Source organism: Gallibacterium salpingitidis, from assembly GCF_001678495.1.
Lineage (GTDB): Bacteria > Pseudomonadota > Gammaproteobacteria > Enterobacterales > Pasteurellaceae > Gallibacterium > Gallibacterium salpingitidis.
Genome location: NZ_JTJL01000055.1, coordinates 1 through 25,634, shown reverse-complemented (window position 1 = coordinate 25,634; position 25,634 = coordinate 1). Strand labels below are relative to the sequence as shown.

General features: G+C 37.2%; 24 protein-coding genes and 5 tRNA genes. 17 read left to right on the top strand and 12 right to left on the bottom strand.

From position 1 onward, the window contains the following. Positions 1–296 precede the first annotated feature (296 nt). The 4 genes from QS62_RS09590 to QS62_RS09575 all read right to left on the bottom strand — a co-directional run bounded on the left by QS62_RS09590 (position 297) and on the right by QS62_RS09575 (position 4,443). Entirely contained in the window at positions 297–1,088 is a 792-nt protein-coding gene (locus tag QS62_RS09590; protein ID WP_082966177.1) for a hypothetical protein, read from the bottom strand. Positions 1,089–1,133: 45 nt separating this feature from the next. Beyond that, positions 1,134–1,343 (bottom strand): glycine zipper 2TM domain-containing protein, encoded by a 210-nt coding sequence (locus QS62_RS09585; protein WP_330998004.1) that lies wholly within the window; start codon positions 1,341–1,343, stop codon positions 1,134–1,136. 93 nt (positions 1,344–1,436) lie between these two features. Then, complete coding sequence (menD, locus tag QS62_RS09580; protein ID WP_066109377.1) at positions 1,437–3,143, bottom strand: 2-succinyl-5-enolpyruvyl-6-hydroxy-3-cyclohexene-1-carboxylic-acid synthase; 1,707 nt, start codon at positions 3,141–3,143, stop codon at positions 1,437–1,439. 16 nt (positions 3,144–3,159) lie between these two features. Further along, positions 3,160–4,443 carry an isochorismate synthase gene (locus tag QS62_RS09575; RefSeq protein ID WP_066109374.1) on the bottom strand — a complete coding sequence of 428 codons (1,284 nt, stop codon included), beginning with the start codon at positions 4,441–4,443 and terminating at the stop codon, positions 3,160–3,162. Between the two features lie 151 nt (positions 4,444–4,594). Here QS62_RS09575 and QS62_RS09570 point away from each other — a divergent pair, with 151 nt between their 5' ends. From QS62_RS09570 to kdgK, 3 genes are all read left to right on the top strand, one after another. Next, the gene (locus QS62_RS09570) at positions 4,595–5,809 is read left to right on the top strand and encodes a pyridoxal phosphate-dependent aminotransferase (protein WP_066109371.1); all 1,215 of its coding nucleotides are present in this window, start codon (positions 4,595–4,597) and stop codon (positions 5,807–5,809) included. 237 nt (positions 5,810–6,046) lie between these two features. Further along, complete coding sequence (gene kduD / locus QS62_RS09565; protein WP_066109368.1) at positions 6,047–6,805, top strand: 2-dehydro-3-deoxy-D-gluconate 5-dehydrogenase KduD; 759 nt, start codon at positions 6,047–6,049, stop codon at positions 6,803–6,805. Positions 6,806–6,830: 25 nt separating this feature from the next. Then, complete coding sequence (gene kdgK, locus QS62_RS09560) at positions 6,831–7,742, top strand: 2-dehydro-3-deoxygluconokinase (RefSeq protein ID WP_066109365.1); 912 nt, start codon at positions 6,831–6,833, stop codon at positions 7,740–7,742. On the opposite strand, the gene kdgR is transcribed toward kdgK, so the two are convergent. Continuing rightward, positions 7,743–8,543 (bottom strand): DNA-binding transcriptional regulator KdgR, encoded by an 801-nt coding sequence (gene kdgR / locus QS62_RS09555; protein ID WP_066109362.1) that lies wholly within the window; start codon positions 8,541–8,543, stop codon positions 7,743–7,745. Positions 8,544–8,821: 278 nt separating this feature from the next. On the opposite strand from kdgR, the gene kduI reads away from it, so the two are divergent. The 10 genes from kduI to cgtA all read left to right on the top strand — a co-directional run bounded on the left by kduI (position 8,822) and on the right by cgtA (position 17,730). Continuing rightward, positions 8,822–9,664, top strand: a complete 843-nt coding sequence (gene kduI, locus QS62_RS09550; RefSeq protein ID WP_066109359.1) for a 5-dehydro-4-deoxy-D-glucuronate isomerase — start codon at positions 8,822–8,824, stop codon at positions 9,662–9,664. A 47-nt stretch (positions 9,665–9,711) separates the two neighbouring features. Next, positions 9,712–10,698 (top strand): TRAP transporter substrate-binding protein, encoded by a 987-nt coding sequence (locus QS62_RS09545; protein WP_066109356.1) that lies wholly within the window; start codon positions 9,712–9,714, stop codon positions 10,696–10,698. Positions 10,699–10,768: 70 nt separating this feature from the next. Further along, positions 10,769–11,254, top strand: coding sequence for a TRAP transporter small permease (locus QS62_RS09540; protein WP_066109353.1), 486 nt, complete (start codon positions 10,769–10,771; stop codon positions 11,252–11,254). Between the two features lie 21 nt (positions 11,255–11,275). Continuing rightward, a complete protein-coding gene (locus tag QS62_RS09535) occupies positions 11,276–12,583 on the top strand; it encodes a TRAP transporter large permease (RefSeq protein ID WP_066109350.1) in 1,308 nt (435 codons plus the stop codon). Between the two features lie 208 nt (positions 12,584–12,791). Next, the gene (locus tag QS62_RS09530) at positions 12,792–14,132 is read left to right on the top strand and encodes an MFS transporter (RefSeq protein WP_066109347.1); all 1,341 of its coding nucleotides are present in this window, start codon (positions 12,792–12,794) and stop codon (positions 14,130–14,132) included. Between the two features lie 135 nt (positions 14,133–14,267). Continuing rightward, positions 14,268–14,789 (top strand): YgjV family protein, encoded by a 522-nt coding sequence (locus QS62_RS09525; RefSeq protein WP_066109344.1) that lies wholly within the window; start codon positions 14,268–14,270, stop codon positions 14,787–14,789. A 220-nt stretch (positions 14,790–15,009) separates the two neighbouring features. Then, positions 15,010–15,246: a 50S ribosomal protein L28 gene (gene rpmB, locus QS62_RS09520; protein WP_013746215.1), complete on the top strand. Its 237-nt coding sequence runs from the start codon at positions 15,010–15,012 to the stop codon at positions 15,244–15,246. Between the two features lie 11 nt (positions 15,247–15,257). Next, positions 15,258–15,428 (top strand): 50S ribosomal protein L33, encoded by a 171-nt coding sequence (rpmG, locus tag QS62_RS09515; protein ID WP_066109341.1) that lies wholly within the window; start codon positions 15,258–15,260, stop codon positions 15,426–15,428. Between the two features lie 173 nt (positions 15,429–15,601). Next, complete coding sequence (locus tag QS62_RS09510) at positions 15,602–16,555, top strand: DMT family transporter (protein ID WP_066109336.1); 954 nt, start codon at positions 15,602–15,604, stop codon at positions 16,553–16,555. Between the two features lie 2 nt (positions 16,556–16,557). Further along, positions 16,558–17,730, top strand: coding sequence for an Obg family GTPase CgtA (gene cgtA / locus QS62_RS09505; RefSeq protein ID WP_066109333.1), 1,173 nt, complete (start codon positions 16,558–16,560; stop codon positions 17,728–17,730). A 24-nt stretch (positions 17,731–17,754) separates the two neighbouring features. Here cgtA and murQ read toward each other — a convergent pair whose 3' ends face one another. The 6 genes from murQ to QS62_RS09475 form a co-directional block, all read right to left on the bottom strand. After that, positions 17,755–18,678 (bottom strand): N-acetylmuramic acid 6-phosphate etherase, encoded by a 924-nt coding sequence (gene murQ, locus QS62_RS09500; RefSeq protein WP_066109330.1) that lies wholly within the window; start codon positions 18,676–18,678, stop codon positions 17,755–17,757. Between the two features lie 15 nt (positions 18,679–18,693). Further along, positions 18,694–19,809, bottom strand: coding sequence for an anhydro-N-acetylmuramic acid kinase (locus QS62_RS09495; protein ID WP_066109325.1), 1,116 nt, complete (start codon positions 19,807–19,809; stop codon positions 18,694–18,696). Between the two features lie 105 nt (positions 19,810–19,914). Further along, positions 19,915–19,990, bottom strand: a tRNA-Val gene (locus QS62_RS09490). A gap of 29 nt (positions 19,991–20,019) precedes the next feature. After that, positions 20,020–20,095 (bottom strand) — tRNA-Val (locus QS62_RS09485). A gap of 30 nt (positions 20,096–20,125) precedes the next feature. Beyond that, positions 20,126–20,201: transfer RNA gene (locus QS62_RS09480), tRNA-Val, on the bottom strand. 19 nt (positions 20,202–20,220) lie between these two features. Continuing rightward, positions 20,221–20,296: transfer RNA gene (locus tag QS62_RS09475), tRNA-Val, on the bottom strand. Between the two features lie 179 nt (positions 20,297–20,475). Between QS62_RS09475 and gltX the strand changes: the two genes are divergently transcribed. The 4 genes from gltX (at position 20,476) to speB (ending at position 25,144) form a co-directional block, all read left to right on the top strand. Then, positions 20,476–21,927, top strand: a complete 1,452-nt coding sequence (gltX, locus tag QS62_RS09470; RefSeq protein WP_066109322.1) for a glutamate--tRNA ligase — start codon at positions 20,476–20,478, stop codon at positions 21,925–21,927. Positions 21,928–22,029: 102 nt separating this feature from the next. Beyond that, a tRNA-Ala gene (locus tag QS62_RS09465) sits at positions 22,030–22,105 on the top strand. A gap of 170 nt (positions 22,106–22,275) precedes the next feature. Next, positions 22,276–24,207, top strand: coding sequence for a biosynthetic arginine decarboxylase (gene speA / locus QS62_RS09460; RefSeq protein WP_156536773.1), 1,932 nt, complete (start codon positions 22,276–22,278; stop codon positions 24,205–24,207). A 16-nt stretch (positions 24,208–24,223) separates the two neighbouring features. Next, on the top strand, positions 24,224–25,144 hold the full coding sequence (gene speB / locus QS62_RS09455) for an agmatinase (RefSeq protein WP_066109319.1): 921 nt from the start codon (positions 24,224–24,226) through the stop codon (positions 25,142–25,144). 348 nt (positions 25,145–25,492) lie between these two features. Here the strand turns inward: speB and QS62_RS11895 are convergent, their stop codons facing one another. Beyond that, entirely contained in the window at positions 25,493–25,612 is a 120-nt protein-coding gene (locus tag QS62_RS11895; protein WP_231923704.1) for a hypothetical protein, read from the bottom strand. Between the last annotated feature and the right edge of the window lie 22 nt (positions 25,613–25,634).

Below are 25,634 nucleotides of genomic sequence, written 5' to 3'. Positions count from 1 at the left end.
GACGCTAGTTGAGGAATCGACTAGCGTTTTTTTATTGTTTTTTTATTTTGTGATTTTGGGTTCTGTTTTTCTGTTTTTTTGATTTCTATTTTTTGATTTTTTAGGAATGGTTGGATTTTACTTTGGCTATTTCAATTTCATTTTAAACATACCTTATTTTCTTAGATCTTACTTAAAATAATCTTTTCCAGATCCTCTAGTTGTATAGCGCATTTAATTGAAAATGTGGTGTAATTAATTATTAATTTTTCATCATATTTTGAGAGAATTTATATTATTCGAGGAAGAAATTATTATTAGGATTTTTTCTTAAAGATAAGAAGTGGAATTTGCACAATAATAGCAAGCAATGTAGCGATCAAATACGATAAATATAAATTATGTTCTACCAATAATAGGCTTAAAGTATAAAAAAATATGCCAAAACCAAGAAGTCCTTTAATTAACCCTCTCATTACCAATTGTGCAGATTGGTAGCCTGAAATTTGATGAGTGAAAATACCAAGAATTAATGCCATAAATGGAAATGATGCAAGTATTCCGCTAGCTTGAGGACCAATGAATTTTGCAATAAAAGTGACAAAAATTACCAGCATAGTGATAACAACCAATCTAAGCGGGATATCCCATTTTGGCGAGGAAATCTTTATTTGATTTTGATTAGATAAGGGAATTGAAACGAGGGAAAATATTATTAATGTTATGCCAATTATTAGTAATTGGGATTTAGATAATGAAAGGTAAAATAAGAGAGAAGCAACTAATATAAAAGTTAAAATGGCAAATATTGAAGCAATTACTGCTCCATATTTAGCGAATTTAATATAACTAATTGCTAATAAAAGTTGCGCTGTTAGTGTACATAATGAACCGGTAATAGCATTTTGTGTAAACTCGATACCATGATCGAGAAGCAAAAAATATGAAATTGGTCCAGATGTAAGTGGTAAACCAACAATTAATCCTCCTGCAGTAGGTCCCCATTTTCTTCCAGCTAGAGTTGCAAGAAGTAGTAAGGTAGGTGTTAGGATTAATTTTAGCAATAAAAGATTCATAATAATTTTAATAAAAATAAAAAACGCATTCATAATTATAATGAATGCGTTTATTTTTATATAGAATTGGAAAGCTGATTATTTACCGACTTGATTTCCTATAATACCACCAACAGCTGCACCGCCAACTGTACCTAAAGCACTACCACTAGATAGTACAGAGCCGGCAACTGCTCCAATACCAGCACCTGCGATTGTACTTTTATCTCGCTTACTTAAATTTCCGCAAGCAGCAAGAGAGAGCATTAAGATTGAGATTGTGGTAAGTTTTATTATTGTTTTCATCATTTTTTCTCCTTTAAAGTAATTAAAATGATCTTTCTCAGCATAACAGAGAAAGGGCAAAAACTATAGTTAGAATTTAGTCATACAATTATTGAATTAAGCACCAATCACTGCTTGAGAGATTTGTTCAACTAAGTTTTTATAAATTGAACTACCTTCTGTAGCATTAACTTTTATCTCAATTACAGTAGCGCTCTTACGTGCATAAGCATTTTTTAAAGTTGAACTGAGATCTGCCCAAGTATATGGACGAGAATAATTGAGTTCAAACATCGCTGCTATTTGAGAAAAATCTAAGCTGTGTGGTAAACGGTAATATTGCTCTTTTGCTTCTGTATCAACAGGCAACATATCAAAAATGGCACCCCCATTATTGTTGATAACAAAAATAATTGTTGGCAAGTTTAACTTTCTGAATAAGGCAAATGAATTCAGATCATGTAATGTCGAAATATCGCCAAGCATTACTACTAATGGCAATTCTTTTGCGGTTGCGATACCTGCTGCGGTCGCTAATAAACCATCGATGCCACTTGCACCACGATTAGTATAGACAGGGTAATTGTTAGGTAATTTACAGAGAGCATCTACTAATCGAACAAATAAACTATTACCTAAAAATAAAACGCCATTATTTGGTAACAATCTTTCTACATGATGAGCGAGAGAGGCTTCATTTAAGTTACTACCTACTTGTTGCTCAATGAAAGTTGCACAGAATTGCGATAGTGCTAAAGGTTCTAATAACCAAGGTTTTTGTCTAAGCGGTGGATGAGCACGTAACCAATGATGAACTTTAGCATGAAAACGTGTTTGTTGATGATGTGATGGATCTAAACGGCGTTGTGAAGCATCAACCAACCAATATTCACCTTGGAATGCATTAAGGAATTGGTTAATACGTTTACTAATAATTCCGCTACCGAGTTGAATAACGATATCTGCTTGTAGTAATTGTTTAAAAACAGTCTGGTTGGCTAACCAAATGTCGGCATAAGGTAAAGTGGCTTCGACACCAGATTGGATATCGGTAAGTAGTATCCATCCCATCGTATTCGCCCATGTTGCAATACCCATAGTTTGTTCGAGCGGCAATCTGCCTACTACGACAACGCCTTTTCTTGTACGCCAAAGATCCCATTTTTCATGAATTAATACTTCTATTTGATTGTCTGGGTGTTGTGTCCAAGGCTTATTGCCATTGAGCCAAGTTTTGATTGGTTGCAGCCAATTGTGCGTATCAATTTGTGCAAGATCTGCCTGATATAATGGTTCAGCAAAAGGAACGTTGATATGTACAACACCAGGAGTTAATTTTTGTTGATGACAAGCTTGTTCTAACGTTGAAACTAACCAGTTTGCTGCATAATCTTGACTTGGTTTAGGTAGATTAACGGTAGCAACTGGATAATGGGCAAACATATTTTCTTGTGGGATAGCTTGATTAGCACCACAATCAATTAGCTCTAATGGTCGATCTGCACTCAAAATAATTAAATTGGCTTGAGTCTGATACGCTTCAACAATAGCAGGGTAAAGGTTAGCAACAGCAGTGCCTGAGGTAACAATAATTGCAACTGGATTGAGTTGTGCTTTCGCTAGACCGAGCGCAAAAAAACCTAAACCTCTCTCATCAAAATGGGTATGACAAGTGACCATACTAGCATCTTGTAAGCGAGCAGCTTCTAAAGTGAGTGGAGTTGAGCGCGAGCCAGGAGCGATACAGATATGTTTTACACCATAATTGAGCAATGTTTTTAAGATCACTTTAGACCAACAGCGATTAAACGTACTTATTGACATTATGTTCTCCTAACTCCTAATTAATCTCGAATAAAGATAATAACCCAGACATTTTCCTTTCTATTTCTAACCACTCTTCATCTGCTTTTGATTCTTTGACAATACCAGCGCCAGCAAAAAGGTGTAATTGAGTATTGGTTACTTTAGCTGAGCGCAAACCAACACAGAGTTCAGCAAAATTTTGCGAAATAACACCAATGGCGCCAGCATACCAATTACGCTTAAATGGTTCATTATGGGTAATAAAATCCATTGCTGCTTGTTTTGGATAACCGGCAACAGCAGCGGTTGGATGAATCGCAAATAAAGGTTCCCAATCAGTATATTCTACCGCTAATGTAGCATGAATGGGATGACATAAATGTTGTACTTTCCGTAATTGGCGCAATTGCACTTTTTCAATATTAATTTCCGTACAATAAGGCGCTAAACGATGACAGATATCATCGACAACAAATTGATTTTCTTCTAAGTTTTTTGGATCTTGTAACAACCAAGATTGGTATTTTTGTTGTTGCTGTGCTGTTTCACCAATGGGTGCAGTACCTGCTAAAGCTTCAGTATGAAAATGGTTAGCTGAACGCTGATATAAACATTCTGGACTAGCACCGAGAAAAATATTATCTGCTGTTTCTGCAAGTATAAAATGATAACAATGGTGATTGACTAAGCGGCTTGCTGCTAAGAAATCAAAGGCATTTAGTGGTTTATTTAACTGAAAGATCATTTCTTGTGCTAATACCACTTTTGCAAACTGTTTTTTCTGCATTGCAATTAATGCATTTTGTATAAGTTGTTGCCAGCTTCGTTGATCACTGCTTTGTGACAATAAATTAGGTTTTATTTGTGATATTGATGTCAATGGTTGTTGTTCTGTCAACAAAGCTAAATCTTGCGATAATTTTTGTCGTTCATTTGACCAGTTACGATGATCGATAAAGAGTTTTACGATAACTTGGTGTGAACGGCATTCAAGATAAAGTCGAGGCAAAATAAATTGAATTTCACCAGCAAATTTTACTCCGCCGATAAAATTAAATGTTGGGTATTCCTGTTTCAATTGTGTAAGCAGCGTAAAATCGTTGATAGTGTGTATCGCACCAATAGTAGCGACAACATATTCTTGTTTACGTTGTTCAAAATAAAATTGCGGGAATAATGTTTGCGCTTTTAGCCAAGTTAATAGATCAACAGCTGGTGAATTAAGGCTAATTTGTATTTCACCGAATGATTGTGATGATGGTTGATAAATAGCAATCTGCTCAGTGAGTAATGTTTTGATTTGTTGTAATACATTCATTGCAAAAAGGGATCTATTTATCCAAAAGATTAGAAAAGGAGTAATTCTACCGTAATTTCAAATAAACTTCTTGAAAATCTTTCTAAGCCTAAAAAATTAGCGTAAAGTAATCGAAATTTACAGTTGAAATTATGCAGATAGGGTGGCGAGAATGGACTATTTTCCAAAATCAAATAAGCTGGAACACGTTTGTTATGATATTCGTGGACCAGTACATAAAGAGGCTTGTCGTTTAGAAGAAGAAGGACATAAGATTTTAAAATTAAATATCGGTAATCCAGCGCCATTTGGCTTTGAAGCGCCAGATGAGATTTTGGTTGATGTGATTAGAAATTTACCAACAGCGCAAGGTTATTGTGATTCCAAAGGGCTTTATTCAGCGCGTAAAGCGATTGTGCAGTATTACCAATCGAAAGGTTTATTAAACGTTGGGGTAAATGATGTTTATATTGGTAATGGTGTATCTGAATTAATAACCATGTCGATGCAAGCATTGTTAAATGATGGTGATGAGGTATTAGTGCCAATGCCTGATTATCCGCTATGGACAGCGGCGGTAACACTATCTGGTGGTAAAGCAGTTCATTATTTATGCGATGAAGAACAAAATTGGTTCCCAGATATTGCAGATATTAAGAAGAAAATTTCAGAAAGAACAAAAGCCATTGTCATTATTAATCCGAACAACCCTACAGGTGCCGTTTATAGTAGAGATCTATTACTAGAGGTTGCAGAAGTCGCGCGTCAAAATAAGTTGATTGTGTTTGCTGACGAAATCTATGACAAAATTTTATATGATGGCGCAGTGCATCACCATATTGCTGCATTAGCGCCAGATTTATTGACAGTGACTTTAAATGGTCTATCAAAAGCATATCGTGTTGCAGGTTTTAGACAAGGTTGGATGGTTTTAAATGGGCCGAAAAAAGCTGCAGCAGGTTATATTGAAGGCTTAGATATGTTGGCGTCGATGCGGTTATGTGCGACTGTACCGATGCAACATGCGATCCAGACTGCACTGGGTGGTTATCAAAGTATTAATGAATTTATTTTGCCAGGTGGTCGTTTATTAGAACAACGCAATAAAGCTTATGAATTGATTAACCAGATTCCTGGGTTAAGTTGTGTTAAGCCACAAGGGGCAATGTATATGTTCCCGAAAATTGATACAGAAATGTATAACATCTATGATGATGAAAAATTTGTCTTTGATTTATTAACACAAGAAAAGGTGCTCTTGGTGCATGGTCGTGGTTTTAATTGGCACAAGCCAGATCATTTCCGTATTGTTACCTTGCCATATGTACATCAAATTGAAGAAGCAATGGTGAAATTAGCCAGATTTTTAAGCCATTATCGTCAATAAGTTATTCATAGATCCAAATTCCATTTTTGAGGTTTCCATCTCTCTTATTCTAGGATAAGAGAGATTTTTTTAGCTAAATTTTCTCTAAATAAACCGGATAAAGTTGCGTTAATTTAGCCTAGATCACAAAAATTAAATTTTTACACTAAAAATAATAAAACAGCTTTTCAAAAAATACAAAACAAATTATTATTTATCGGAGCTTTTTCTTAATATGCTTAAAATGAGGAGAAAAAAATGTTAGAAAAATTTAATTTGTCTGGAAAAGTTGCCATTGTCACTGGCTGTAATACAGGATTAGGACAAGGAATGGCATTAGGTTTAGCTGCAGCTGGTTGTGATATTGTTGGGGTGAATTTAAGTGATGCGACAGAAACTGCAGAAAAGATTGCAGCATTAGGCAGACGTTTTGTCAATTTAAAGGCAAATTTAATGGAGCAAGATCAGATTCCTTCATTAGTAGAACAAGCAGTAGCTGCTTTTGGCAAGATTGATATTCTTGTTAATAATGCAGGTATTATTCGTCGTGAAGATGCGATCGATTTTACTGAACAAAACTGGGATGATGTAATTAATATCAACTTAAAAACAGTATTTTTCTTTTCACAAACTGTAGCGAAGCAGTTTATTAAGCAACAATCTGGCGGTAAGATCATTAATATTGCTTCTATGCTTTCATTCCAAGGTGGAATTCGTGTACCTTCATACACTGCGTCTAAAAGCGCTGTTATGGGGATTACTCGTGCTATGGCTAATGAGTGGGCGAAATATAACATTAACGTTAATGCGATTGCCCCAGGATATATGGCAACCGACAACACAGCAGCATTACGCAGTGATGATGTTAGAAGTAAAGAAATTTTAGATCGTATTCCAGCTGGCCGTTGGGGTTTACCAGAAGATGTAGCTGGCCCATGTGTATTCTTAGCATCTGCGGCATCAGACTATATTAATGGTTATACTGTTGCAGTTGATGGCGGTTGGTTAGCAAGATAATAGAGAGTAAAAAGGAGTGCTTACAATGCAGAATAAAATTGCAATTTTAGGGGAATGTATGATTGAACTATCTGGCGATAAAGCAGGTTATCGTCAGGGTTTTGCGGGTGATACATTAAATACGGCGATTTATCTTTCGCGTTTGTTAGGCGCTTCGGCACAGGTTGCTTATATTACGGGTGTTGGTAAAGATGATTTAAGCCAAGAGATGTTAGCATATTGGCGTACAGAAAATATTGATACATCAGCTGTATTCACAGTGCCAAATAAGCAACCTGGCTTATATATGATTAAAACAGATCCTAATGGGGAACGTCGCTTTTTGTATTGGCGTAATGATGCAGCAGCACGTTATTGGTTAGCAAATCTCACCGTTGCGGATGTGGTTAAAGCGTTATCATCATACCAATACCTTTATTTAAGCGGAATTAGCTTGGCTATTTTGCCAGTAGCAGATCGTGAAAAATTGTTAGCTGCAATTGAACAATTATCTGTCAAAGTGATTTTTGATAATAACTACCGTCCAGCCTTGTGGGAAAGTATTGAAGCGACGCAAGCAGCATATAAGAAAATTCTTTCTTTAGCGGAAATGGCTTTCCTAACTTTTGAAGATGATCAAGCGTTATATGGTTTCACCGATTATGAACAATCGATCAAACAAGCATTGCAGTTAGGCGTTAAAGAAGTTGTTGTGAAAAGAGGTAAAGAGCCTTGTGTAGTGGCGACAACTACTGAACGTTGTGAAGTTGCAGCAGTGCGTGTGGAGAAAGTTGTCGATACGACAGCAGCAGGTGATTCTTTTAGTGCGGGCTATTTAGCGAAAAGATTACAAGGCGGCACGATTGCGGAATCTGCAGCAGCAGGACATCAAGTAGCTAGCACCGTTATTCAATACAAAGGTGCTATTATTCCAACAACCGCTATGCCATCAATTTAATTATTGTTTGTCGTTCAAGACAGGATAACCATAGAAACCTAAGCGTTCGGAAATGTGTTTTCCTGCTTGTTGCAATAGATTAACTAAATATGGGCGTTCTTTTTCTTTAAAACGAATTGACGGTAAAGAAATAGAAACGCCTGCAATAATTTGCCCTAAACGATTATAAACTGGTGCAGCGATACAAATTAACCCGTCTTCTTGCTCTTCGTTATCTTCTGCGTAATGTTGTTCACGAACAAGGTGGATTTCAGGGATTAGTTTTTCCACATTACTTACAGTATTCTTTGTAGATTGTACAAATTCAACACCATCTAAAATTGAACGCACGACATCATCAGTAACACCGGAAAGTAAAATTTTACCAATAGCGGTACTGTATAACGGATTACGGCGACCAATTCGTGACTGCATACGTAAATTGTATTTTGAATCAATTTTATGTAGGTAAACAATTTCGTGACCTTCTAAAATACCAAGGTGTAACGCTTCACCTGTTTTTTCAGAAATACCACGCATTTCTTTATCGGCAAATGCAATCAGGTCAACATATTCTAGTGATCTTGCACTAAGCTCAAAAAGCTTAAGACTGAGGCCATATTTATCACTGTCATCCTCTTGATAGACATAGCCTAAATTTTTCATTGTTTGTAGAAAACGATAAGTCGTGCTTTTTGACATCATCAATTTTTGTGATAACTCGGTAATACCGATATCTTTTTGTTCAGATAAGATTTCTAAAATACTGAAAACTTTCAGTACCGAAGCAACTGATTCTATTGAGGTATTTTCTTTTTTCATCTTTTTAAATTAGTTCCCCATAACAACAAAACTGACGAATTATAAACAATCATATTCTTATTAGAAATATTTTGTTTAGCGAATATACGATTCTCAGGTTTAAACAGAGTAAGTTAGCTATCTAATCTGATTATCCTAAGCGAACTATAACCTTCATTTTTATAAAAATAAAACATTGTTTTAAAATTTTTAGATCTAAATCACAAATTTGATTTTTGGTGATAGACGGAAATGAAATTCTGTTTTAGATTTAGCTCAATTATTTTAGGAGGTATGGAATGAAGGTTCTACATAATATGCATCCATTAGATGCGAAATCTTATGATACAGATCGTTTACGTGAAGCATTTCTTTGCGCAGATTTATTTCAAGTCGGCAAAATTAATGTCGTTTATAGCCATATTGATCGTTTAGTTGCATTAGGCGCAATACCTAATGGTTCAGCGAAATTGTCATTAGATGAAGTTATTGATAAGAAATCTTTTGGTACAGAGTTTTTCTTAGAACGTAGAGAATTAGGATTGATCAACCTTGGAGGTACGGCGTTAGTTGAAACAAAACAAGGCAGTTTTACACTAGATCATTTGGATGCTGTGTATCTAGGAAAAGAAACAGAGGAAATTGTTTTTTCTTCTTTAGATCAACAACAACCAGCAGTGCTATATGGTCTTAGTGCACCAGCACATCATTCATTCCCAAGTAAGTTAGTGAAATATAGTGATGCACGTAAAGTAAAACTAGGTTCATTAGAAAATTCTAATGCACGTACCATTAATCAATATCTACATCCTGATGTATTACAAACTTGTCAGCTTTGTATGGGAATGACAGAGCTAGAAAAAGGTAGTGTTTGGAATACTATGCCTGCTCATACGCATGAACGTCGTATGGAAGCTTACCTCTATTTCAATATTGAACCTGATCAAGTCGTTTTTCATTTCTTAGGCGAGCCAACAGAAACTCGTCATATTGTGGTGCGAGATAAACAATTAATTATTTCGCCAAGCTGGTCAATTCATTCTGGTTGCGGTACGAAGAATTACAGCTTTGTTTGGGGTATGGCTGGTGAAAATCAAACTTTTGATGATATGGATTTCATTCCAATGCAAGAGTTACGTTAGTCATATCTGTTCATTTTTCTACAAACTATCCAAAACAGGAGAGCAAGATGAAGATCTTCAAATTATCTAAAAAAGCCACTCTTTTAGCTGCAGCCATTACAGCGCTTTATTCTTCATATGTTGCTGCCGCAACAGAATTGAAAGTGGCGTTTAACCAATCTGATAAACACCCACAATACCAAGCATTAAAAGAGTTTGGTGAACAATTATCTAAAGCGACAGATGGGCGTTATAAAGTGAGTGTATTCCCAAATGAATTATTAGGGGATCAACGTGCTTCATTAGAATTAGTGCAAAATGGTGCGATTCAAATGGCGGTAGTTGCTAATCCGTTAGTAGAAAACTATGACAAAACCTTTGCTGTATTAGGTATTCCATATGTTTATGCAAACACCGCTCACCAAGAGAAAGTGTTTACTTCAGATATTTTAGATAATCTCTTTGCTTCAACTAAAAAATTTGGTTTTGAGGTATTAACTGCTTATACCGCAGGTGCAAGAAGTCTTTATACCAAAGGTGCACCAATTAAAACAATTGCAGACCTTAAAGGTAAGAAAATCCGCGTATTGCAATCTGACACAATGATTAAAATGTTGTCTTGTATGGGCGGTACCGGTGTGCCAATGAACCAAGGTGAAGTTTATACCGCGATTCAACAAGGTGTGTTGGATGGTGCAGAAAATAATGAAATTACTTATGCAGATTTAAAACAATATGAAGTAGCGCCTTACTTCTCTCGTACGGGTCACTTACGTGTTGCAGATTTGTTAGTTGTTAGCGAATCTTTCTTATCTTCAATGACTCCAGAAGATCAAGCCACTTTGAAGAAATTAGCAAAAGAAAGCACCAAGAAAGAATTTGAGCTATGGAATGCGCAAATTAAAACTGCGGAAGCATTTGCTAAAGAAAAAGGAGCAACTTTCGTAGAAGTGGATACCAAACCGTTCCAAGAAAGCTGCAAACCGTTACAAGAAGAGTTAATCAGAACACCTGAACAAAAAGCGTTATATGAAAAAATTATCGCATTGAAATAAGCAAAAATAAGATAGGCGAGTCGGTTCGCCTATCTTTATTTTTTGTTGGTATGGTGCGTGGAGGTGTGTGGTGTTTAGTGTTTTATGTTTAATTAAAAAAGTTCTCGATAAGATCATTGAAGGGATCTGTATTTTTATTGTTGGCTTGATGACAGTATTGATTACTTATCAAGTCGTTTCTCGTTACGTGTTTAATAGTCCGAGTGCAATTAGTGAAGTTTTATCTCGTTATCTCTTTGTGTGGCTGATTTTATTTGCTGGCGCTTATGTTTTTGGTTTAAGAGAACATATGGAAATTGCGTTTTTGAAAAATAAACTTTCACCAAAATTACAACTTGTTGCTAATTCTATTTCAGAAATTGCGATTGCTGCTTTTGGTATTGGTGTAATGATTATTGGTGGTTATAGCGCAACTATTAAGCAGATGTTCCAATTGGATTCAGCATTACAAATTCCTATTGGGGTGATTTATTCAGCAATTCCAATTAGTGGTGGAATTATTGTGTTTTATTCGATTTTTAATTTAATGAAATTTTATCAGCGTGCAGATAAATGATTTTCATAGAGGAAATTTACTATGGACTTAGCTACAACCGCCGCTTTAATTATGCTTGTTGGCACAGTGTTTTTATTGGTGATAGGCGCACCGATTAGTATTAGTGTTGGCGTTTCATCTGTTGCTGCAATGTTATCTATTTTGCCATTTCAAGGCGGTATGGTGACTTCAGCACAACGTATTTTTGTTGGTTTAGATTCTTTTGCTTTACTCGCCATCCCATTTTTTATTTTGGCTGGCAATATTATGAATAGTGGTGGTATCGCTATTCGTTTGATCAATTTTGCGAAGATTTTTAGTAGTTTTTTACCAGGATCACTTGCTCAAACAACGATCATTTCCAATATGCTATTTGGTTCAATCAGCGGTTCTGGAGTGGCATCAGCTGCTGCCGTTGGTGGTATTATGACGCCAATTGAGAAAAAAGAAGGATATGATCCACGTTATAGTGCAGCAGTAAATATCGCATCAGCACCGACAGGAATGTTGATTCCACCAAGTAATACTGTAATTGTGTATGCAACAGTGGCGGGTAGTGTCTCTGTTTCTGCATTATTTATGGCGGGTTATTTGCCAGGTATCTTGTGGGGTATTGCAGTGATGATTATTGCTGGGTTTATGGCGAAAAAACGTGGCTATGTTGCAAGAACAAAGATTACTTGTGCAGAAAGTCTAAAGGTCACATTAGCTGCTATTCCTAGCCTTTCTTTAGTGTTGATTGTGATTGGTGGTATTTTAGCTGGAGTATTTACAGCGACAGAAGCATCAGCAATTGCTGTTGTCTATTCCTTAATATTAAGTGTTTGTTATAGAACGCTCTCATTTAAAATGTTGCCGCAAATTTTCTTACAAACAGCAAAAATGTCTGCGATCGTAATCTTTATGTTGGCAACTTCTTCTGTAATGTCATGGGTTATGGCATTTACCCAAATTCCGAATATGATTGCTTCAGGATTATTATCTGTTACCGATAATCCAATTCTGATCTTATTAATTATTAACATTATTCTGCTACTTGTTGGTACCTTTATGGATCCAACGCCTGCGGTGTTAATTTTTACACCGATCTTCTTACCGATTTGTACTTCATTGGGTATGAGCCCAGTGCAGTTCGGAATCTTATTAGTATTTAATTTGTCATTGGGAACGATTACACCGCCAGTAGGACCGATTCTCTTTACTGGTTGTAAGGTTGGTAATGTTGAGATTGAACAAGTGATTAAAACGTTATTGCCGTTCTTCTTTGCAATTTTCGTCACTTTGATGTTAGTGACTTATATCCCAGCAATTTCGATGTCTGTACCAGAATTAATGGGATTAGTGAAATAAGTGATAAAAAAGGGTAGATGAGATGTATAACTATCTGATCTACCTCTTAAAAAATTAATACAGGTTTGTGAAATAAAAACTAGATATGTTGGGTAATGAGATTTGAGCATTCGTCATACGTTAGAAAGCGATTTTAGTAGTTGAGGGATGTAACCACTAATACGGTATTTCTAATATATAACTTAGTTTTATATCTTAGGAGAGCACTATGAATGCAACACAAGTATTGTCTGGATCGGAAGATACAGAATTTAAAAGACAATTGACTCGGGCGAAGATAGGAGCAGCAATTGGTACGTCACTTGACCAAATGGAAATGACACTATTTTCTTTAGCTTCTGCATTATGTTTTGGGCAAGTTTTTTTTCCGAATACAGATCCTAAAATTGCACTAATTTCTGCTTTTGGAATTTATGGTGTAGGCTTTTTGGTACGCCCGATCGGTGGTGTGATTTTTTCTCATCTAGGTGAAATTTACGGTAGAAAATGGGTACTCTCAATGACAGTAATGTTGATGGGATTAGCAACATTTTGTATCGGTTTAATTCCATCTTATAGTGCGATAGGAATTTGGGCACCAATTTTATTGGTTTTATGTCGTTGTGTTCAGGGTGCAGCTGTTGGTGCTGAATATACTTCTGGAACGACTTATTTAACCGAGATTGCACCAATTGGAAAACGAGGTATTACTGCAAGTTTTGTCTGGGCTGGCGCTAGTGCGGGTACGGTAGTAGGTGGTTTAGTTTGGACAGTTGTGCTTACTAGTTTAAGTCGAGAAGATTTGATTGCGTGGGGTTGGCGCATTCCTTTCTTGCTTACTATCTTTGTTACAATGTTTGCGATTTGGATGCGCTTAAAATTACATGAATCACCAGTCTTTTTAGATAAACAAAAAGAATTTAAGGAAAGAGCAAAACGTGCAGCGCCAATTGTGGAAGCGTGGCAAAAATCAAAGAAAAATATGCTTCGTGTCTTTGGTTTTACTTTCCCATGTGTCGGTCATTCATTTATGTATCAAGCCTTTTTAGGTGGATACATTGTAAATTATGTACGTGCTGATGGCGGGCCTATTTTCTCTACTGCGACGGCGATTGGGGCAACTGTAGGAATTATCGGTGGTTTATTTGGTGGTTGGTTATCAGATAAAATTGGGCGTCGCAAAGCCGGACTAATCTATGCCGTCATTATGTGCATTTTCCCAATTTTGGCTTTCACGATGGTCAATACAGGTTCACCAATTTTGATTGGCTTAGTAATGGTATTTTGTTTCTGGTTCCCTGCAGAAGGCGCAATGGGAGTACAAAGCCCACAATTACCAGAAATTTTTGGATCTAGATATAGATATAGCGCATTAACTTTAGCACGTGAAATTGGAGCAATTGGTGGTGGATTGGTACCAATGTTAGCGTCTATTATTCTTGCTTATTTAGGTGGTTGGGTTGCTGTAGCTATCTTTATGAGTTTATTAATGTTAATTAATGTTTATACAACATATGTAACAATAGAAACTAAAGATCGTGATTTATACGATGAACGGGATGCGATGTAAAACATAGCAAAATGAAAAGTATATAAATAGTTGGGTTATGATAAAAAGCTAAAAGATATTTCGTTTTTTAGCTTTTTCTTTACAAGAATGTGCATGATGTAGGTTAAAGGAGTAATAGAAATTAAGATTGATGTTATGTTTGAACAATTATTTAATTTGCCGCAATTATTAGGGATTGCCGCATTTATATTAGGTGTGCTCTCTTTTTATCAACGTAATGATAAAAAACTAAAGGCGGTGATGTTGATCCAAAATTTAGTTTATATGACACACTTTATTTTATTGGGGTCGTATGTTTCGGCATTGAGTTCGTTATTGTCTGCCTGTCGGACTGCTACTGCAATTTATGTTTCTTCCAAATATGTGGCACTATTTTTTGTCATTATTGGTATTACGTTTGGCTATATCGTAGCGGATTCGATTTGGCAATTTTTCCCGATTTTAGGCACAACTATTGGCACCATTTCATTATTTCTCTTAAAAGGGATTCCGATGAGAGTGTTAATGTTAATGGGATCAGGATGTTGGCTAACAAATAATATTTTAGTCGGTTCTTATGGCGGTATTTTGCTAGAATCAACAGTCATTGTGATGAACTCAATCACTATTTTGCGCTTAGTATTACAAAATAGAGAAAAACAACAATTAGTATCTTAATCAAAGAAAGGTAGAGAAAATATTCAGTTTTTTAGCGATCTATTTTGATGATCAGGCTTGAGAAATCAAGATAAAGTGAGTATAATCCACGACCTTTAATATAGTTAGTAGCGGGTCGGGTTTCATACCTGACGAGGTAGCTAACAAATCTAAACCAATTAGAATGTTGGTAATCCGAACCGTAGAGCTTAAGCTTTAGTTAATTATTGGAGAATTACAAATGTCCAGAGTCTGTCAAGTAACAGGCAAACGTCCGGCAGTTGGTAACAATCGTTCACACGCAATGAACGCAACTCGTCGTCGTTTTTTACCAAATCTTCACACTCACCGTTTCTGGGTTGAAAGTGAAAACCGTTTCGTTACTTTACGCTTAACAGCGAAAGGTATGCGTATTATTGATAAAAAAGGCATCGATGCAGTTTTAGCTGATCTTCGTGCTAAAGGCGAAAAAATCTAAGGAGCTGAAAAATGGCAGCAAAAGGTGCTCGTGAAAAAATTAGACTAGTTTCTACAGCTGAAACAGGTCATTTTTACACTACAACTAAAAATAAACGTAACATGCCAGAAAAAATGGAAATCAAAAAATATGATCCAGTTGTTCGTAAGCATGTTATTTATAAAGAAGCGAAAATTAAGTAATCGTTTTTTTTATAACACAATTCTTTTAATTGATAACTGCACCCAACGGTTTTACTGATGGGTGCAGTTTTTTATCTATTATTTGGTGAAATAGGTTAATAATATTTCCTGAATTGAGTCAGAAAGAAAACGGTAGTATTCTGAACGATAACGTCATTAACCAAGGAAAAATAATGAGGCAAGCTGAACGACCATTATCCGGTTTTCTATTGGCATTAACGACAGCGATTTGTTGGGGATCTCTGCCGCTTGCTTTACAGCGTGTATTAACAGTATTAGATAGCTATACCATTGTGTGGTTGCGCTTTTTAATTGCTATGCTAGGGTTAGCGATTATTCTGATAGTGACTGGTAAGCTACCGAAAATAAAAGTCGCTTTTAACCAGCGTTTTCGTTGGATTACCTTAGTTGGTTGTATGGGGTTAGCGGTTAACTTTATCCTTTTTAATACTTCATTAGAATATATTAATCCGTCAGTATCACAAGTATTGGGGCAAGTTTCCCCTTTCTTTATGATGTTAGCTGGAGTCCTTATCTTTAAAGAAAGACTTAGTTGGAATCAAAAACTAGGTGCTACATTATTATTTGTTGGCTTACTGACTTTTTTTAATGAACGTTTAGTCGAATTATTTACTAGTTTAACAGCCTATACAAAAGGGGTTTTGCTGTGCGTATCTGCAGCAATCATTTGGGTATCTTATGCGATTGCGCAAAAGTTATTATTACGCCGGTTTAGTTCACAGCAAATTTTATTAATTTTTTATATTGGTGCTGCGTTAATTTTTACACCATTTAGCCAACCGTCGAGTCTGTCAGGCTTGAATTGGACTACAGGGTTGTGTTTGGTTTATTGCTGTTTAAATACATTAGTTGCGTATGGTGCTTATGCAGAAGCATTAAATCGTTGGGAAGTAGCAAAAGTAAGCTCAATTATTACATTAACCCCATTGTTTACTATCTTGTTTGTGGAAATATTTCATCGTACTTTTCCTGATACCGTTGCAGCATCAAATTTAAATTTTTTAGCTTATGTTGGCGCATTTATTGTGGTATTAGGTGCTTTGTGTTCAGCAGCAGGACATAAATTAATTAAGACACGTCGGTTTGACGTCATAGGAGATAAATAATTATGAAATTTATTGATGAAGCATTAATTAGAGTAGAAGCTGGCGACGGTGGTAATGGCTGCGTTAGCTTTCGCCGTGAAAAATATATTCCTAAAGGTGGTCCAGATGGCGGTGATGGCGGTGATGGTGGTGATGTCTATTTAATTGCAGATGAAAATTTAAATACATTAGTAGATTACCGCTTTGAGAAACGTTTTGCTGCTGGACGTGGTGAAAATGGTCGTAGTTCAAATTGTACTGGACATAGAGGTAACGATATTACTTTGCGGGTACCAGTCGGAACACGTGCAATCGATAATGATACCAAGGAAATTGTGGGAGATTTAACCGAACACAATATGAAACTATTGGTTGCAAAGGGGGGTTATCATGGACTTGGTAATACCCGTTTTAAATCTTCGGTGAATCGTGCGCCTCGCCAAAAAACGAATGGTACTCCGGGTGAAAAACGTGATTTACAGTTAGAGTTGATGCTTCTTGCTGATGTAGGAATGTTAGGTTTGCCAAATGCAGGAAAATCAACCTTTATTCGTGCAGTATCTGCGGCTAAACCAAAAGTGGCTGATTACCCATTTACCACATTAGTACCAAGTTTAGGGGTAGTAAAAGTAGATGCAAATCGTAGCTTTGTTGTTGCGGATATTCCAGGGTTAATCGAGGGAGCTTCCGAAGGCGCTGGGCTAGGAACACGTTTCCTTAAACATTTGGAACGTTGTCGAGTATTGATCCATTTAGTGGATATTTTACCAATCGATGAAAGCGATCCTGCTGATAATATTGCGATTATTGAAACTGAGCTTTTCCAATATAGTGAAAAATTAGCAGAAAAAACACGTTGGTTGGTATTCAATAAGATTGATACGATGGATGAAGAAGAAGCACAACAACGTGCAGCTGAGATTGCAGAACGTATCGGTTGGGAAGAGGAGTACTATTTGATTTCTGCGGCAACAGGTAAGAATGTGCCTGATTTGGTTCGGGATGTGATGGATTTCATTGAAGCAAATCCACGTGAGAAAGCAGTTGTTCCTGAAAATGAAGAAGTGAAATTTAAATGGGAAGATTACCATCAACAACAATTGGCAGATGCTGAAATTATTGAAGATGACGATGATTGGGATGATGACTGGTCAGAAGAAGATGAAGAGGGTGTAGAGATCATCTATAAACCTTAAAAATTAGAATGATAAGCGGCGGATTTATTCCGCCGTTTTTGTTTGTTGTAACGCTGAAGCAAGCTTACCTTGATGTTGTTGTAATAGTTGTTCTGCTTGTGGGCGAGATAAACCGCCTAAAATCATCATAATTGCTAATTTCGCTTGGTTATCAGCTAATTGCAAATAGTGAGCGGCAGTATCTTGATCACAATCAGTCGCTTGCATTACGATTTTTATGGCACGATAACGCAATTTTTCATTGGTTGCTTGTACATCGACCATTAAGTTCTGATAACACTTACCTGTTTGCACCATACTGGCAGTAGAAAGCATATTGAGTACCATTTTTTGCGCTGTACCGGCTTTTAAGCGAGAGGAACCCGTTAGGATCTCAGCGCCTACTACTGGTGTAATTGCAATATCAGCAATTTCAGCCATTGCTGAATTTGGATTACAACTAATTGCAATCGTAAATGCACCAATTTGTTTAGCATATTGCAAACCACCTAAGACATAAGGCGTTCTGCCACTAACAGCTAAACCGACCAGTACATCTTTGCTTGATAACTGGAGTTGCTGTAAATCACTTTTTCCCATTTCTGCATTATCTTCCGCATTTTCGACTGCTTGACGGATAGCGCGATCACCGCCAGCGATAATACCAACAACTTGCGTTGCGGGTACGCCAAATGTTGGCGGACATTCAGAAGCATCTAAAATACCGAGCCGTCCACTCGTACCAGCGCCTTGATAAATCAAACGTCCATCTTGTTGAAAGGCTGCCACAATATGATCAATGGCATTAGCAATTTGTGGTAATTGGGATTGAATAGCCAACGCAACTTGTTGATCTTCTTGATTCATTAATTGCACGATCGCTAATGAAGATAAACGATCCAATAACATTGAGTTTGGGTTGCGTTGTTCAGAAGTCAGTTTGTCGAGAGTTTGTGTAAGAGATGACATAGCGGAATCCTAAAACTAAAAAATATCGGCTAAATGAATAGCACCTAAAATAGCTGGTTGTGATGCTCCTGTTACTGCAGGAACATTGCTTGGTTTATGTTGCATTGTTTGGTAAGCCAACCACGCAAAAGCAGCAGCTTCAACAAAATCAATATCAATACCATAGTGATTGGTAGTGAGAACTTGCCATTGGGGCAGCAATTTTTGTAAACGTTGCATTAGAAGCTGATTTCTTGCACCACCACCGCAAACCAATAGTTGATAGGTTAAATCAGATGTGATTTCTGGTAATTGTTGAGAAATTGATTGAGCGGTGAGTTCAAGTAAAGTGGCTTGCACATCGGCAGGTTTAATTGCAGGAAGTAACGCTAATTTTGTGTCTAGCCACGTTAAATTAAATAACTCTCTGCCTGTGCTTTTTGGTGGTTGTTGAGAAAAATAGGCCTCATTTAAGCAATGTGTTAATAAAGCTTGATTGATTGAGCCTTGGCTTGCCCATTCCCCATTATTATCGAAGCGTTTGCCTTGTTGTCGTTGGATCCAATTATCCAATAAGGTGTTTCCCGGCCCCGTATCATAACCATAGATTGAACCATCTGGTGGGAGTACAGTGATATTACTGATACCGCCAATATTCAACACCACTGTAAAACTATCAGGTTTTGAAAAAAGGGCGTGATGGAATGCCGGGACTAAAGGAGCGCCTTGTCCACCATATGCCATATCTTTACGACGAAAATCGGTGATTGAGGTAATCCCGGTACGTGCCGATAATAAATTGCCATCAACAAGTTGCATCGTGAAAGGGTAATTGCCTTGTGGTGCGTGCCAAATGGTTTGTCCATGACAACCAATTGCTTGAATTTGCGTTGCGGGAATCTGATGAGTATCAAGGATGGCGTTGACTTGCTCGGCATAGAGTAATGTGAGTTGCTGCTCGATTTCACCTAATTGTTGTAATGTTGTCTGCCCTTGCATTAATTGTGCCAGTTGTTGACGTAGCTGTTCAGGCATTGCTGTAAATTGTTTAGCGACAATTTTTGGTGGCATAACTGAGAAATCTACTACAGCGATATCAATGCCATCCAGGCTAGTACCTGACATCATGCCGATATAAAGTGTCGATTGCATTAATAAAATTCCTATAAGCGTAATGTGTGGCAGATAGTATAGCCTAAGAGAATAGAATTAATTTAATAGTAAGAAAAATTAATTAAACAAGATGAGATATAGAAGTGGTGGGCGATACCGGTCTCGAACCAGTGACCCCCTCCTTGTAAGGGAGGTGCTCTCCCAACTGAGCTAATCGCCCGAATGATCTATTCGTTGCTATTAACAATATGGTGGGCGATACCGGTCTCGAACCAGTGACCCCCTCCTTGTAAGGGAGGTGCTCTCCCAACTGAGCTAATCGCCCACATTGTTAATTTTGGGTGATTGTCATAAGTGGTGGGCGATACCGGTCTCGAACCAGTGACCCCCTCCTTGTAAGGGAGGTGCTCTCCCAACTGAGCTAATCGCCCTTATGACAAAAACAAAATATGGTGGGCGATACCGGTCTCGAACCAGTGACCCCCTCCTTGTAAGGGAGGTGCTCTCCCAACTGAGCTAATCGCCCACATTTTGTGTTCGACGCATTATAATTATAATTTATGGTCAGTCAATCGCTTTTTGTCGCTTTGGCATTAATTGTTGTAAAAGTAAGCATAAATCCGAACTTTTTGTTAAGAATATCGCTAACTCGTAGTAAAATGAGCGCGTTTTTTTGACATTAATTAAGAAGAATAGGCAAGTTCAATGGAAATCAAAAGTTTATTTAATTTAGATCCTAATGTGAAAGTGCGTACTCGTTTTGCACCAAGTCCAACTGGTTATCTACATGTTGGTGGTGCGAGAACAGCACTTTATTCTTGGTTGTATGCAAAACATAATCAAGGTGAATTTGTATTACGTATTGAAGATACTGATTTGGAGCGTTCAACTCAGCAAGCAACAGATGCTATTTTAGATAGTATGGCGTGGTTAGGGCTTTCTTGGGAACATGGGCCATATTATCAAACCAAACGTTTTGACCGTTATAATGAAGTCATTGATCAAATGTTAGAACAAGGGTTGGCATATCGTTGTTACTGTAGCAAAGAACGTTTAGAAGCATTACGTGAAGAACAAGAAAAAAATAAAGAAAAACCACGTTATGACCGCCATTGCTTGCACGATCATAGTCATGACCCAAGTGAACCTCATGTGGTACGTTTTAAAAATCCAACGGAAGGTTCAGTTATTTTTGAAGATGCAGTACGCGGCAAAATTGAAATTAGTAACGGCGAATTAGATGATTTAATTATCCGCCGTACTGATGGTTCACCAACTTACAATTTCTGTGTGGTGGTTGATGATTGGGATATGGGAATCACACATGTTATTCGTGGTGAAGATCATATTAACAATACCCCGCGTCAAATTAATATTTTAAAAGCATTAAATGCACCAATTCCGCAATATGCTCACGTTTCGATGATTTTAGGTGATGATGGGCAAAAACTCTCCAAACGCCATGGTGCGGTTAGCGTAATGCAATATCGTGATGAAGGATATTTGCCAGAAGCGTTATTAAATTACCTAGTCCGTTTAGGGTGGGGACATGGCGATCAAGAAGTTTTCTCAATTGAGGAAATGATTAAATATTTCGATATCCATGGTGTAAGTCGCTCTGCAAGTGCATTTAATACGGAAAAATTATTATGGTTGAATCACCATTACATTCGTGAGTTACCGGCAGAAAAAGTGGCGAGTTATCTTGAATGGCATATGCAGGATCAACAAATCAATGCAGAGAATGGTCCAGCATTAACTGAAATTGTCAAAGCATTAGGCGAACGTTGCAAAACATTAAAAGAGATGGCTGCAGCAAGTCGTTATTTCTTTGAGGATTTCAGTGAATTTGATGAAGCTGCAGTGAAGAAACATTTTAAAGCTGCTGCAATCGAACCATTACAAAAGGTATTAGAGAAATTACGCGCATTACCGGAATGGGACGGACACGCTATCCATCAACAAATTGAAGATACTGCTGCAGAACTTGAGGTTGGAATGGGTAAAGTAGGTATGCCATTACGTGTTGCAGTAACAGGTGCTGGTCAATCACCATCTTTGGATATTACGATGCAATTAATCGGTCGTGATCGCTGCTTAACCAGAATTCAACAAGCTATTGAGTTTATTGAAAATAAAGTAGCATCAGCCCAATAGGTGTTTAATAGTTAGCCAAAAAGTGGGAGCCTCTCGCTTTTTGGCTAAATTACATTGACATCAGTAACTGCGACAATTAATATTAGCAGCGACCTATCTTGTGGGGATATAGCTCAGTTGGGAGAGCGCTTGAATGGCATTCAAGAGGTCGTCGGTTCGATCCCGATTATCTCCACCACTTCAATCTTATTTAAATTTCCCTTTCACTAATCAACATAATTTTTCATTGCTAATGCTTAATCACTGCTAGCATTGCTAATACTTTTGCTTTATTCTTGCAATTCTATTTTTGGTCCGACTATCTCAATAGCCGTTAGCTTTTTTATCAAAATAAGGAGCCTTAAATCAGTGGAAAAAACTGTCCTCAATCCTAAACTTCAAGCTGTTTCAAGTAACGCTGATACTATTCGTGAAGCCTGCAATATTAATTATTGGGGAATGAATTATTACAATGTGGATGAGAATGGTGAAATTTATGTTTGCCCTAATCCTGAAAAACCAACCAATAAAGTGTCGTTAGCTAAATTAGCTGAACAAATGCAACAACAAGGCGCACGACTGCCTACTCTGTTTTGTTTTCCTCAAATTATTCAACACCGATTACGTTCTATTAATGCTGCTTTTGCACAAGCAAGAGAGGAGTTCGGTTATGAGGGAAATTACTTTTTGGTGTACCCAATCAAAGTAAATCAATATCGTCGTATTATTGAATCTTTAATTACTTCAGGACAGCCGCTCGGATTAGAGGCAGGCTCTAAAGCTGAATTAATGGCAGTACTAGCACATGCTGGTCAGACAAAGACTGTGATTGTCTGTAATGGGTATAAGGATCGTGAGTATATCCGTTTTGCTTTAATGGGAGAAAAACTAGGACATAAAGTCTATTTGGTGATTGAGAAAATTTCTGAGATTTTCTTAGTGTTAGAAGAGTCAAAGAAATTGAATGTGCGTCCTCGTTTGGGGGTACGTGCAAGGTTAGCATCGCAAGGCTCAGGAAAATGGCAATCATCAGGTGGTGAAAAATCAAAATTTGGCTTGTCTGCGTCGCAAGTATTAGAGTTAGTTAATTTATTAAAAGAGCAATCCAGTTTAGATTGTTTGCAATTATTGCATTTCCATTTAGGTTCTCAACTCGGCAATATTCGTGATGTGGCGACAGGTGTTCGTGAAAGCGCACGTTTTTACGTTGAGTTACATCGTTTAGGCGTTAATATTCAATGTTTTGATGTCGGTGGTGGTCTAGGTGTTGATTATGATGGTAATCGTACCGAATCAGATTGCTCTGTAAATTACGGCTTACGTGAATATGCAGAAACTGTTGTTTGGGGAATTGGGCAAGCGTGTCGTGAACATAATTTGCCTCATCCAACGATTATTACTGAATCAGGTCGTGCAGTAACGGCGCATCACGCAGTATTGGTATCCAACGTAATCGGGGTTGAACGGTATTTACCAACGGAATTATCAGCACCAAAAGAAAATGATCCTCGAGTCTTGCATAGTATGTGGGAAACGTGGACAGATATTTTATCATCACGTGAAAAACGTTCTTTGCGCAGTTGGATTCACGAAAGCCAATTTGACCTTTCTGATGTGCATAATCAATACAATGTTGGGTTAATTAATTTAGAGCAACGAGCTTGGGCAGAGCAATTATATTTAAATATTTGTCATGAAGTTGGCGAATTATTTAGTGAACGCCATCGCTCACATCGTACTATTATTGATGAATTACAAGAGCGTTTTGCAGACAAACTCTATGTTAATTTCTCTTTGTTCCAATCATTACCTGATGCGTGGGGAATCGATCAACTGTTTCCAGTTTGCCCATTAACACAATTAAATGAGCCAGTCAGCCGTCGTGCGGTATTGTTGGATATTACTTGTGATTCCGATGGTACGATTGATCATTATATTGATGGCGATGGTATTACCACTACAATGCCGATGCCGAATTATTCTGTAGATAACCCACCATTAGTTGGTTTCTTTATGGTAGGGGCTTATCAAGAAATTTTAGGTAATATGCACAACCTATTTGGCGACACTACGACTATTGATATAGTGTTAGATGAACAAGGTGCAGTGAAAGTATTGGCACATGATGCAGGCAATACGGTAGCGGATATGCTGCATTATGTTTACTTAGATCCGAAGCAATTAATTGCACGTTATCGTGAGCAAATAGAGCATTCAACTTTACCTGCATCAGAAGCCTTGCAATTCTTAAAAGAATTAGAAGAAGGGTTGAACGGTTACACCTATTTGGAAGAAGAGTAGCGCATAGGGGCATCATATGTTTAATACATTAGGTCATAAAGAAGATATTTCATTAGTTTCTAATAATTTTGGTTTTCTACGCTTACCCGTTAATTTTATGCCGCAACAGAGTGATGCCGATTGGGTTATCACAGGTGTTCCTTTTGATGCTTCTGTTTCTGGTCGTTCGGGTACACGCTTTGGCGCAGAAGCGATACGTCGTGCTTCGGTTAATTTAGCGTGGGAACATTGTCGCTTTCCATGGAATTTTGATGTACGTGAACGGCTTAATATTGTGGATTGCGGAGATCTTGTTTATTCGTATGGCGACAACCAAGATTTTGTAGAGCAATTAGAAGCACATACAACCTCTTTATTACAAGCAGGAAAACGTTGTTTAACCTTGGGTGGTGATCATTTTATTACTTTGCCATTATTGCGCGCGCATGCAAAACATTTTGGTAAGTTAGCGATGATCCATTTTGATGCTCATACCGATACTTATGAGAATGGTAGCCGATATGATCACGGTACAATGTTTTATCACGCTCCTAAAGAAGGCTTAATTGATCCTAAACATTCAGTACAAATTGGTATTCGTACTGAATATGATCACCATTTGGATTTCACCGTATTAGACGCGCCGTTAGTCAATGATTTAAGTGTTGCTGAAGTAGTGGCAAGAATTAAACAGACAGTGGGAACAGAGCTACCTGTTTATTTAACCTTTGATATTGATTGCTTAGATCCAGCCTATGCACCTGGTACGGGAACACCAGTTTGCGGTGGTTTAACTACGGATAAAGCCTTGAAAATCTTACGTGGTTTAGCTGATGTTAATATTGTAGGTATGGATGTAGTTGAAGTTTCTCCAGCCTATGATCAATCTGATATTACTGCGTTAGCAGGTGCAACCATTGCCTTGGAAATGTTGTATTTGCAAGGAAGTAAATTGTAGTAGGGCATATTGTATCAATTTTCCTTTTTCTTAATTAAGCATTTAAAGTACGTTTATCTTATGTTGGATCAAAGTAAACGTACTTTATTTATATAGTGCTATTATTTGTACAAATAATCTTTTAACCTGTATTGGTTATTTCAGTAGTGAAATTAGAAATAATAAAGACAGATAGTTGATGAGATTTTTTATCTCTAAATTTAGCTTCTTAAAGGAGAAACTAACTAATGAAAAAGCTCTTTTTATGCTCCTATTTTGCAGGAGTTAGTGATCTGTTTTTAGATTTTGCTGGAGAGAATTTACAGGGCAAATCTGTGCTATTTATACCAACTGTAGTGATCCACTAATTTAACAGTCCCTGATAGGTTGTTTTGCTAAAACGGGTGGTAATCCCTGATTGTAAGCATGAGGACGAACGGTATTATAATAAAATACATAATTCTTAATGTCCTCCTTCGCTGCCGACAACGAGTCATACCCCTCTTTTAAC